Raw genomic sequence first — 11,220 nt, forward strand, 5'->3', positions numbered from 1 at the left:
GGCAATGGCAGGCTATATTTTAAAAAGATTGATCTCTGCGATTCCGGTTCTGTTCGGTATTTCGATTATTGTCTTTGTGATCATGGCCATGATCCCCGGCGACCCTGCCACGGCCATTCTTGGGTCCTACGCGACCCCGGAAAACGTGGAAAAGCTCAACCGCGACCTTGGCTTGGACAAGCCGATGGTGCAGCGCTATTTCATTTGGCTTGGCAACATGTTGCAGGGCGATTTCGGGCGCAGTTTCTCACTGAACCGCGCTGTTCTGGACGAAGTTCTTGAACGTTTCGGGGCGACGTTGGTGCTTGCGGGGACAGCTTTCGTTCTGTGTTCCATCCTTGGTATCGCCGCCGGGGTCGTATCGGCCGCCCGGCAATACGGTTTGGCGGACAAGGCCATCACTTTTGCGGTTCTTCTGGGGATCTCCATCCCCTCGTTTTTCCTTGGTATGATGATGATCCTCATCTTTGCGGTGAATTTGCGCTGGTTCCCGGTGTCGGGCATGTGGCCCATCTATGGGGCCCGCGATCTGACCGCGCTGATCAGCCATCTGACCTTACCCGCACTGGCGCTGGCCGTGGTGGCGACAGGTGTCATCGCACGGCTTTCGCGCTCTGCCATGCTCGAGGTGCTGCGTCAGGATTTTATCCGTACCGCCCGCGCCAAGGGCGTGCATGAACGCTCGGTCATCTGGCGTCATGCCCTGCGCGCCGCGATGGTCAGCATCATTCCGGTGCTTGGGGTGCAGGCCGGGTTCGTTCTGTCCGGGGCAGTCTATATCGAGATGGTATTCCAATGGCCCGGTGTCGGACGGATGCTGGTCGATGCGATCCTGAAGCGCGACATCCTGCTGGTGCAGGGCGGCGTCGTTTTTGTTGCCGCCTGCTATGTGATGTTCAACATCGCCGTTGATGTCGCGCAAAGCCTGCTGGACCCGAGGATCAAGACATGAAGGGTTTCCTTTCGCTTCTGGCGCGCAACCGGCTTGCACTTGGCGGTCTGATTGTGATTGGGATGGTCGTTGTGCTTGCGCTGATCACGCCGCTTCTGCCGCTGGCCGATCCGGACGTGACCAACACAGCTGATCGTTTCAAGAAACCATTTTCAGAAGGCGCGCTGTTGGGCACCGACCACCTGGGTCGCGACTTGCTCAGCCGCCTGCTCTGGGGGACGCGCCTGTCGCTTGCCGTTGGTTTCGCCGCAGCGATTGTCGCAGCGACTCTTGGCGCGGGCATTGGCATCATCGCCGGTTTCTACGGTGGGCGCACCGACAACATCATCATGCGCGGTGTCGATATGCTGATGGCATTCCCTTACATCCTTCTGGCGCTGGCGATTGTTGCTGCACTCGGACCTGGGCTGATGAATGCATTAATCGCAGTGGCGGCCGTCAACATCCCCTTCTTTGCCCGCAACATTCGCGGGATCACAGTGGGCATTGCCCATAAGGAATTCGTTGACGCGGCACGGCTGTCGGGCATGACAGACGCGCGCATCATCCTGACCGAAGTGCTGCCCAACGTGATCCCGGTGATCGTCATCGCCATGTCAACCACCATCGGCTGGATGATCCTGGAAACCGCAGGTCTCAGCTTTCTTGGCCTTGGCTCGCAACCGCCGCAAGCCGATCTGGGTTCGATGCTGGGCGAGGCGCGCTCGGCTCTGATCACGAATCCGCACACTTCGATTGTGCCCGGTGCGATGATCCTGATCATTGTCATGGCCATCAACCTCTTGGGTGACGGCGTGCGTGACGCACTTGATCCTCGCCTGAAGTCTGGTGCCCTGTCGCGCCCAATGCCTACAACAATGGTCAACCGGACTGGGCCGGTCCCTGAGGCCAAAGCCGACACCTTATTGGCACTGCGTGGATTGAAGACCCAGTTCCATGTCAAAGATCGAGTCTACAAGGCGGTCGGCGGTGTCGACTTGCAGGTGAACCCAGGCGAATGCCTAGGGGTGATCGGCGAAAGTGGTTCTGGTAAATCGGTGACAGCGCTCAGCATAATGGGGCTGGTTGCCTCGCCCCCGGGTATCATCACCGGTGGTGCGGTCCACTACAAGGGCGAGGATCTGATCGGCGCGCCCTATGAAAAACTGCGATCGCTCAGGGGCGACAGGATCGCCTACATATTTCAGGATCCGCTGGCCACGCTGCACCCACTGTACACAGTTGGCGATCAGCTGATCGAAGCGGTTCGGGCACATCACCCTTTTGACAAGACCGAGGCGCGTGCCCACGCCATAGACCTGCTGAAATCGGTGCGTATTCCCAATCCGGAACAGCGCGTCGACAGCTACCCGCACGAGATGTCGGGCGGCATGCGGCAGCGCGTGGGGATCGCCATGGCGCTGGCCAACGACCCCGAGGTCATCATCGCCGATGAACCGACCACGGCGCTGGATGTGACCGTGCAGGCGCAAATCCTGTCGCTGCTGGATGACCTGCGGCGCGAGCGTGGGTTGGCCATCATCTTCATCACCCATGATTTCGGCGTGGTTGCCCAACTTTGTGACCGTGTCGCGGTGATGTATGCGGGCCGGATTGTTGAGGAAGGCCCAACAAAAACCATCCTGAACGCGCCGGCCCACCCCTACACATCGCGCCTCATGGCTTGCGTGCCTGAGTTGGGGCATGGCCGCCGCGAACTGGCCGCCATTCCCGGGCTGCCGCCTGTTGTGGACAAGCTGCCCGAGGGGTGCGCTTTCGCAGAGCGTTGCCACAAGGCGAGCGATGCCTGTCGGCATGGGAATATCGAGCTAGTGCGGCACGGCGCTGATAACCTTGTGCGCTGCATTGCTCCAGAAACTTCAGCGCAGGAGGCAAGCCAATGACCACCGCTCTCAAATTGACCGGGCTGAGCAAGGTCTTTCCTGTGGGCAAGCGCATGTTCGGACCGCCACGGGCACTGGTGCGCGCTGTTCAACCATTGTCGCTGAGCGTCGAGGAAGGCGAAACCCTCGGCATCGTCGGCGAGTCAGGCTGCGGCAAGTCGACATTTGCGCGAATGCTGGTCGGTCTCCTGCCGCCCAGCTCCGGCACGATCGAAATCAACGGCGAACCTTTGGACAATGCCGATCCGGCCCTGTTCGGACGAAAAATCCAGTATGTGTTTCAGGATCCGATCAGCAGCCTCAACCCACGTAAGACGATCCGGCAGATCATGGAAGCGCCGTTGAAGCATTTGCACGATATGCCCGCGGCAGCCCGGGCGGACCGCATTCGGGAAATCTTTGCCGCAGTGAACCTGCGTGAGGAGTTTCTTGATCGCTACCCGCACGAGTTTTCAGGCGGGCAAGCACAGCGGATCGGCATTGCCCGGGCGCTGGCCGCGGATGCACGCATCCTCATTCTTGATGAGCCCGTTTCGGCGCTGGATGTGTCTGTGCAGGCGCAGGTTCTGAACCTGCTGGCCGATTTGAAAGAACAGTTCGGGCTGACCTATCTCTTCATCAGCCACGATCTTGCCGTGGTCGAGGCGGTTAGCGACCGGGTCGCGGTACTGTATTTTGGCTCAGTGGTCGAGGTCGGCCCGGCGGATGAAGTCTTTGCTCATCCCAAACATCCATATACCAAGCTTCTGGCCGACAGTGCGCCAGTGGTCGGACGTCCGTTGACCGCGCCAGAGGGTCGAGAAACCGAATTGCCCGACCCGCTGAACCCACCAGAAGGGTGCGCTTTCCGTGCGCGATGCGCCTTTGCCAGCGACCAATGCGAGCGCGAAGCGCCGCGTCTTGAAAAGCAGTCAGATGGTGTGTGGACAGCCTGCTACCACCCCCTTGCAGACTCAAAGTAGGTAACGAGGTTTTCGGGGTCGCTTGGTGCTCCAAAGCGAATGAGGGCGTCCAGATTGTCGTTTCCTTATGGAAACCCGGGTCTCTTGGATTGAATGTCCGCATTCCTTTCTGCTGAACAACGAGCGTTGATTTGCTCGTGCAGCAAAGACACAGCTGCGTGCGCACGCAGCACGAAATAGCAATGGCAATCATGGGCTCTCACCAGCCATTCACTGCGCAGTGTAGGAACGGCTGGTCATAGAAAAGCTGACTTTCGCTGCGCGTCGACCGAACTGGTAAGATGCGGGACTAAGCGGCCTTATGCACGCGCGGCTATTGCTAACGCAGCATTTCCTCGCAGTTGCAGCAGATTTCATGCTGCGATGCAGCCCAAGTCGCGGAAGCAGCCATTCATTGATGCCGACGTCAGTGGATTTCAGACCGACCCTTCGCCGCATCTTGCACGAATTGACAGAGGGCGGGACAAAGCGGCCTTTCACCGCGATTGCTTGAACGGCCGCTTCCGACTGAACCAATTCCACTTTCAGTGCAATTTGCCAACCGTCTCGGTCTTATCCGTCATTATTGCAGATAAATGCGATTTTCGGTTCAACAGGAATGTCCAAAGCAGTTCAGGATAGTCGTGAGACACAGCATCCCTTACAGATGGGCGAAGGGCCAACGCCGTTCGCCAAGCTTGCACCCTAAATTTTCCAGTGAAAATGCCGAAGTCCCCGATTTCATCAAATGTGTCAAAGTACCGAAAGATCGGCCCAAAGACGGCATCCACGAGGGTAAATTCATCTCCGGCGAAATAGGGGCCGGTTTCCAATTGCGTTTCTAATCGGGAGAATTTCGCACTCAAAGACGTGATCTTTTCAGCAAATACAGTCGCATCTGTCGTGGCGTAGAAACCAGCAATGTCGTTCAATGTTGCGGACCCAAACTCGATCCAGCCACGATGCAGCGCGCGGGTCAGAGGATCATCGGGATGCAGCGGCCCTGGTTGCGTTTCTTCAAGGTATTCCAAGATCGCAACGGATTCAAAAATCGACTGTTCGTTGACAGAAAGTACGGGTGTCTTTCCCAACGGTGAGATTGCGAGAAACCAATCGGGCTTGTTCGCCAGATCAATATTAGTACGCTCAAATTCCACATCCTTTTCTGTCAGAGAAATGGCGGCGCGTTGGACATATGGACAGAGCGTGTGGCTCATAAGGTGGAGAGTCATTTTGATACCTCAGGTAAATGCACTTGCATCTACATTGCAACAAGATTACCAAATGTCAATATTGATGCAGGTGCATCTTTCAGTATATTGAAAGACATGACACAACCAAAACCTCAAACAATAGCGGTGTGGACCTCTCTCGTTTCCGCCAACCGGATTTTGCTCGACGACATAGAAGATGCGTTAAAAAATGAGGGTCTACCAAAGCTCAGCTGGTATGACGCACTGCTAGAGATCGAAAAGGCGGACGGTGCTGGAATCCGTCCTTATGAATTGAAGGAGCGACTGCTTTTGCCGCAATATGGAATGTCCCGGCTTCTGGATCGGATGGCAAAAGCAGGGCTTATTGACCGCCTTGACGTCGAAGACGATGGCCGAGGACAGATCATAAGGCTTACACAAAAGGGTCTAAACATCAGGAAAGCTATGTGGCCGATCTATGCGGCAGCGTTAACGCGGTCGGTTGAGTCGCATTTTTCCCAAGCTGAGATCACAGAGTTGGCGCGTCTTCTGAAAAAGCTCACGCGCGCCTAAAGCCGACATTTGTACACCGCGCAGCATCGGATACTTCGGGCTCAGTCCTGCCGACCGCTGCGGGAACCATGAAGGCCTGGTCTTGATTGGCGAACGGCAATAGCCGCACGCCAACTTCGTTCAGATGTCGATCCGTTCAGCAATGCTTAGCGCATCTTCCAGCTCAACGCCCAGATAACGCACTGTGCTATCGACCTTCGTATGGCCTAACAAAAGTTGTACGGCGCGGAGGTTCCCCGTCTTGCGGTAAATCTCCGCAGCTTTGGTTCGGCGCATCGAGTGTGTTCCGTATCCGCTGGGTTCCAGGCCAATCGCTGTAACCCAGTCACGAACAAGTCGACCATATTGACGTGTTGAGATATGCGGGCGGTCGTGGAAACGGCTCGGAAACATGAACCGGCACCCGATCATCTCAGGAGATCGCACCCACGCAATGACGGTATCTCTTGTGTTTTCAGTGATTTCGAACTGAACGGGTTTCTTGGTTTTACTCTGGACTATTGAAACGCGTTCGCGAACGCGGTCATCTTTGACCAAATCGGCCACGGCGAGTTTTACCAGATCACAGCCGCGCAGCTTGCTATCAATCGCAACGTTGAACAGCGCAAGGTCACGAAGATAACCCGAAAGTTCAAGCCGCGCCCGGATGGCCCACACTTGTTTGGGAAGAAGGGGACGTTTTTGGCCGATGATCCGACCCTTGTTCCAGGCTTTGTGTTTTGGGGTAACTGCAGGAAGTTGCACTCTTGGCATAATATGCCCTCCAATCCTCCCTCCAAACCCAGACATCAGCACAGCGCAGACGACAATAGCATAGCATCCTATTGAACGGCTGGTGCCCGAAGTCGCTGCCAAGCGGTGTTTCTGCGAACGCATCGGGCCGCAAGGAGCCCATAGCGCAAAATGCTGCGCGATGCCCCAATGACCGCGTCGCGCAAAGGCGGTAGTTGCAAAGTCGCAGTATCTTGCGGCATGACGCACGTCCTATGCCGCAAGCGCACCAGGAAGGGTTGACCCGCGCCGCAGGTGCAGCGCCGGGTCATGGCCGGCTAGCAGAGACCCGGACCTTGCTGTCGCTGGCAGCTTTCAGTCCCAGCCTGCCGGAAAGCGGTATTTCTCGACCTATTTGTTGCGAAGATAATAGTAGATGTTGCTGCGCGAGCATCCCAGCAGGGAAGCCAATTTGTCTGCCGTACCTCGCTGTTCAAAAAGCCCTTCTTTCTCCAAAGAAAGTGCCAGCGCCCGTCTTTCGCTGCTGGTCAGTGACGAAGGCGCCTTATTCAGTTGGCCGGAATACTCCAGAACCCGCGCCTCCAGCGAGGATTGGCCCGGGGCAAGTGTTTCCTTAGGGTCATCTGTAGTGTCGATCTGGGCCAGATTGCCTAGATAGGAGGAGATCGATTTCAGATAGGACACATCCATATTCAGACAGATAGCGGCAATATAGGTCCCTTCAGAATCCTTGATGCCGATCGATGTGCTTTTAGCTGAGCGCCCATCAGGAAACTGGTTCGGGTAATTTGCAAGGATTTCAGGGAAGTCCGAATTCACCATCCGGGCCATGCCAAGCTCAGTTGTACTGTCCCCGACCGTTCGTCCGGAGATGTTGTTTTCGATAGCAACGACGCCCTGATTGGGACCGCTCAGGCTGTGAAGAACAACCTCGCAAAGAGGGCTAAGGCTTTGCCCCAGGCCCCGGACAATCTTTTCAGCCTCCCGCAACAGCAGCTCACGCTCTTCATCTTTGTTCATAATGTCCACTTTAAACTTTTTGTTGACTCCCGCCCCACACCTGCATACAAGACAATTCGTCTAAAGTAAACAAACTGTCAGCTCCTCGGAGGCCTCCGCAGGATCTGGCATGAAACCTTAGGATTGTTAAGCAATGAAGTTCGTCAGCACCAATCAGGCTGCACCGCCTGGCGGGCACTACTCGCAAGCTGTTGTCGCCAATGGCGTCGCCTACCTGTCGGGGATATTGCCTGTCGGGATCCGGGGGGACATGAACCCGGGTTTGTCCTTTGCCGAGCAGGCTGCGCTGGTCCTGCGCCATGCCACAGAAATTCTGAGAGACGCGGGCTCAGGATTGGACCGGGTCGTCAAATCCACTGTCTTTGTCACCAATATCGAGGATTGGGGCGTCTTCGATACGCTTTACGCCGAAACCTTCCGGTCGCACAGGCCAGCCCGCGCGGTTGTGCCGGTTCCAGGTCTTCATCACGGGTTTCTGGTCGAATTGGACATGATCGCCCTGGTTACCCCGCGCTGATCCGGCGCCAGCCGGTGTTGGCCGGAGACCTGCGCCCCCCTCAATCCGTTAACTCTGGAAGTGGACTTCAAGAATGCATCCCGCCTACATTGACCCAGCCACGGGCAACACCTTTCCCCTGGATACTCCGCTGTGGCGATCTCCCGAGGGTAACCCCCTCATGATCACAGAGCTTCCTGGCATCAGCAAAAGCGACATAGACAGGTCTGAACGGTCTCAGTGGCGCTATCGCAAGGCGCTGCCGGTGGACATCCAAGATCCAATCTCGCTTGGGGAAGGGCTGACACCGCTTTTGCAGCGCGCTCTCGATGGCGCTCCGGTTCACTACAAGGTTGAATGGTTCAATCCGACCGCCAGTTTCAAGGACCGCGGGGCCGCTGTGATGCTGTCTTACCTCCGCCAAGCCGGCGTGCCTGCAATCCTGGAAGACAGCTCTGGCAATGGCGGTTCCGCCATGGCCGCTTATGGCGCAGCGGCAGGCATGGGCGTTACAATTCTGACCCCCGAGACAACGCAGGCCGCAAAAACCGCACAAATGCGTGCCTTTGGGGCAGATGTGACTTTGGTCCCCGGTCCCCGTGAGGCCTCAGAGGAGGCGGCAATTCTGCAATCGGAAAGCACATTCTACGCCAGCCACAACTGGCAGGCCTTCTTTCTGCAGGGCACAAAACTCCTGGCATACGAACTGTGGGAAGATTTTGGCTTTTCAGCGCCTGACAATGTGGTGGTTCCAGCCTCAGGCGGGAGCAACATCATGGGCCTGTTCATCGGGTTCTCAGAGTTGAAACGAGCCGGGGCCATTGCAAAAATGCCGCGCATTTTCTGCGCCCAACCCGCGAATTGCGCGCCGGTTCACGCCAGCTTCCAGGCCGGCGCCACCGGTCAGGTGGAGTGTGAGTTTGCGCCAACGATTGCCGAAGGGACCGCAATCAAAAGGCCGGTCCGGATGGTGCAGATCCTTGAAAGCCTCAGAGGTTCTGGCGGAGGCACGGTCACCGCGAGTGAAGCCGAAATTGAGCATTCCGTCCGGGAACTGACGGCAATGGGGCTTTATGCGGAACCAACCAGTGCCCTGGGCTCGGCGGGCGCTCGGAACTTGTTGCGTTCGGAGCAGATCTCGCCCGGCGACACAACTGCCGTCATCCTGACAGGCAGCGGCCTGAAAGCCCCGCAGTACATGACAGAACTCTTTCAATAACCAATCGAAAGAAGCGTGGAAAACACGCTCTGCCCTCAGCGTCCTCTTATTGGCGGCGCTGGATCCAACAGTAGGAGACCAACATGACTGCACATTCACGAAAAACGGGCTTTCTCGCCGGTTGGCGCAACCTGATGCTCTGGAAGCAAATTACCCTCGCCCTCGTTGCAGGCGCTATGCTGGGCGTGGTCCTGAACACCACCGGAAATCAGGATATTGCGGTTGCTATCAAGCAAATTGGCGTTGCCTTTGTCTCTGCCATCAAGATGCTTATTGTGCCGCTGATTTTTGTCACCCTGGTCTGCGGCATGACATCCATCGGAAATTTGGCGCGAATGGGCCGGATTGGCCTTAAGACGATCCTTTTCTATCTTGGCACAACCGCCTTTGCGATTTCCATCGGGCTTTTGCTGGCGACAATCTTGCAGCCAGGCCTTGGTGTGGATCTCCAGGCAGCCTCGGCTATGGAGCCGAAACCTGCTCCGTCCATCGTCAGCACATTCATCAATATCATCCCCAAAAATCCGATCGCGGCAGCGGCAGATGGAAATGTACTGCAGGTCATCTTCTTTGCGCTGCTCTTTGGCCTCGCCATCAATCTGGCCGGAGATCCTGCCAAACCCCTGCGGGATACATTTGAGGCGCTGAATGCCGCAATCATGAAGCTCACGGAAATCGTTATCTCCTTTGCTCCATATGGTGTTTTTGCGCTGATCACCTGGGTGGCGGGCACATATGGGCTGGATCTGCTGCTGCCGCTCGGCAAGGTGATCTTTGCCCTGTATCTGGGCTGCTTGATCCACGCAGTCATCGTTTATGGCGGTCTGGTCGGTGCGATTGCCAAGCTCAACCCGCTACGGTTCTTCCAGGGCATTGTTGAGCCGCAGATGGTTGCCTTCACCAGCACCTCCAGCTCGGGCACCCTGCCGGTCACTATGACTGCGGTGCAAAAGAACCTGGGCGTGGACAATTCTGTTGCGAGCTTCACGCTGCCCCTGGGTGCGACCATCAACATGGACGGAACCGCAATGTATCAGGGCGTTGCCGCGCTGTTCATTGCGCAGGCCTATGGTGTCGACCTAAGCATGGGTGATTACATCACCATCGTGCTGACCTCGACTCTTGCCTCAATCGGAACGGCGGGCGTGCCTGGCGCAGGCCTAGTGATGCTGTCAATGGTTCTGACCGCAGTCGGCTTGCCGCTTGAAGGCGTTGCCATCATCGCTGGCATTGACCGGATCCTGGATATGGCCCGGACCACCTTGAATGTAACCGGCGACGCCGCTTGCACGGTGCTGATTGCCAAATCCGAGGACCAGATCGACGAAGAGGTCTTTGCGGTCCCGCATGTTCTTGAACCTGCTGACATCCGCTAAATTGTCTCCCTCACTGCGAGTGCAGCAATCTGTCTATGCCGGTTCTTGCCGCCCGCCTCAATTTGGCAATTGCTGACAGACCGGTTCCGGGTCGATCTGCGGATGGATCCCGGGGCCGGTTCCCGTATAGAACCTGGTTCCTTCCAGGGGCTGCCGCATGTGCGGCAGTGAAAATCTAGCCTATGGCCGCTGCGTTATTTCTGTCCTTGTTTGCTGCACCACCTTAACTGCTGGAGTTGCACCTATGCTTTTTCAACATCCTGTTGGGCTGGGAACCGGTTGCTTTGAATACTCCGTTTTTGCGTATCTCGGCATCTGGTCTAAGCGCAGCGTTGTAGGCGGCACTCCAATGCGGCTCAGGTGCTGCTTTCAGGAGGTCGCTAAGAGTTTTTCGCTCCCGCAAAATTTTTTAGTGTAACACCTTGCGGCAATGACCGTTTTGAGGTTGCGCGCGGTCATTTCTGCCAGCGGCCGGAGCGACCGTTTCGTCCCGCAACCTGTAAATCCGCGCTCCAATCTATGCCGCGCTCTGCATAAATGACCGCTTGTCTCGCTGCGCCGCAGCGAAGGTTCTTTCGCTCGTGCCGCATTCTTCGTGCTGCGTGCGCGCGCAGCACAAAATCACAATGACTGGGTCCGGCTCGCTGCTGCCGTTAGATCGATTGCAGCATGTTCACGTGTTGGATCGTGCAGCCGATGTCAGAGCGGCCCATTCCGGACATTGACCCGTCCACCGTCATGCTGCGAGTGCAACCCGCATAGCGGACCTTGGTCGGGATTGCAGCATTCCAGGATGTCAGATGACCGCAACGCGGACTTTCCGGACCTTCATTGA

General features: G+C 56.8%; 11 protein-coding genes. 7 read left to right on the forward strand and 4 right to left on the reverse strand.

All coding sequences use genetic code 11. The features are described from left to right. Positions 1–4 precede the first annotated feature (4 nt). From ACRBB0_RS25830 to ACRBB0_RS25840, 3 genes are read left to right on the forward strand one after another with little or no spacing between them, the layout of a single operon-like run. On the forward strand, positions 5–952 hold the full coding sequence (locus tag ACRBB0_RS25830; protein ID WP_431377352.1) for an ABC transporter permease: 948 nt from the start codon (positions 5–7) through the stop codon (positions 950–952). Then, entirely contained in the window at positions 949–2,835 is a 1,887-nt protein-coding gene (locus ACRBB0_RS25835; protein WP_431377353.1) for a dipeptide/oligopeptide/nickel ABC transporter permease/ATP-binding protein, read from the forward strand. Before ACRBB0_RS25830 ends, ACRBB0_RS25835 begins: the two co-directional genes overlap by 4 nt. Further along, positions 2,832–3,797 (forward strand): ABC transporter ATP-binding protein, encoded by a 966-nt coding sequence (locus tag ACRBB0_RS25840; RefSeq protein ID WP_431377354.1) that lies wholly within the window; start codon positions 2,832–2,834, stop codon positions 3,795–3,797. Before ACRBB0_RS25835 ends, ACRBB0_RS25840 begins: the two co-directional genes overlap by 4 nt. Positions 3,798–4,321: 524 nt before the next feature. Here ACRBB0_RS25840 and ACRBB0_RS25845 read toward each other — a convergent pair. Then, positions 4,322–5,008, reverse strand: coding sequence for a glutathione S-transferase family protein (locus ACRBB0_RS25845; RefSeq protein WP_431377355.1), 687 nt, complete (start codon positions 5,006–5,008; stop codon positions 4,322–4,324). On the opposite strand from ACRBB0_RS25845, the gene ACRBB0_RS25850 reads away from it, so the two are divergent. Beyond that, the gene (locus ACRBB0_RS25850) at positions 4,985–5,542 is read left to right on the forward strand and encodes a MarR family winged helix-turn-helix transcriptional regulator (protein ID WP_431377356.1); all 558 of its coding nucleotides are present in this window, start codon (positions 4,985–4,987) and stop codon (positions 5,540–5,542) included. The genes ACRBB0_RS25845 and ACRBB0_RS25850 overlap by 24 nt on opposite strands. A 120-nt stretch (positions 5,543–5,662) precedes the next feature. Here ACRBB0_RS25850 and ACRBB0_RS25855 read toward each other — a convergent pair whose 3' ends face one another. Then, a complete protein-coding gene (locus tag ACRBB0_RS25855) occupies positions 5,663–6,295 on the reverse strand; it encodes a tyrosine-type recombinase/integrase (protein WP_047998255.1) in 633 nt (210 codons plus the stop codon). A 369-nt stretch (positions 6,296–6,664) separates the two neighbouring features. Continuing rightward, the gene (locus ACRBB0_RS25860) at positions 6,665–7,294 is read right to left on the reverse strand and encodes a helix-turn-helix transcriptional regulator (protein ID WP_431377357.1); all 630 of its coding nucleotides are present in this window, start codon (positions 7,292–7,294) and stop codon (positions 6,665–6,667) included. A gap of 133 nt (positions 7,295–7,427) precedes the next feature. On the opposite strand from ACRBB0_RS25860, the gene ACRBB0_RS25865 reads away from it, so the two are divergent. From ACRBB0_RS25865 to ACRBB0_RS25875, 3 genes are all read left to right on the forward strand, one after another. After that, positions 7,428–7,811 (forward strand): RidA family protein, encoded by a 384-nt coding sequence (locus ACRBB0_RS25865; protein ID WP_431377358.1) that lies wholly within the window; start codon positions 7,428–7,430, stop codon positions 7,809–7,811. A gap of 160 nt (positions 7,812–7,971) precedes the next feature. Continuing rightward, positions 7,972–9,009, forward strand: a complete 1,038-nt coding sequence (locus ACRBB0_RS25870) for a pyridoxal-phosphate dependent enzyme (protein WP_431377359.1) — start codon at positions 7,972–7,974, stop codon at positions 9,007–9,009. A gap of 83 nt (positions 9,010–9,092) precedes the next feature. Then, positions 9,093–10,385 carry a dicarboxylate/amino acid:cation symporter gene (locus tag ACRBB0_RS25875; protein ID WP_431377360.1) on the forward strand — a complete coding sequence of 431 codons (1,293 nt, stop codon included), beginning with the start codon at positions 9,093–9,095 and terminating at the stop codon, positions 10,383–10,385. 653 nt (positions 10,386–11,038) lie between these two features. Here the strand turns inward: ACRBB0_RS25875 and ACRBB0_RS25880 are convergent. Further along, positions 11,039–11,220 (reverse strand): hypothetical protein (locus tag ACRBB0_RS25880; RefSeq protein ID WP_431377361.1); only part of this gene is annotated, 182 nt, incomplete at its 5' end.

Source organism: Pelagimonas sp. (assembly GCF_050633425.1).
Classification (GTDB): domain Bacteria; phylum Pseudomonadota; class Alphaproteobacteria; order Rhodobacterales; family Rhodobacteraceae; genus Pelagimonas.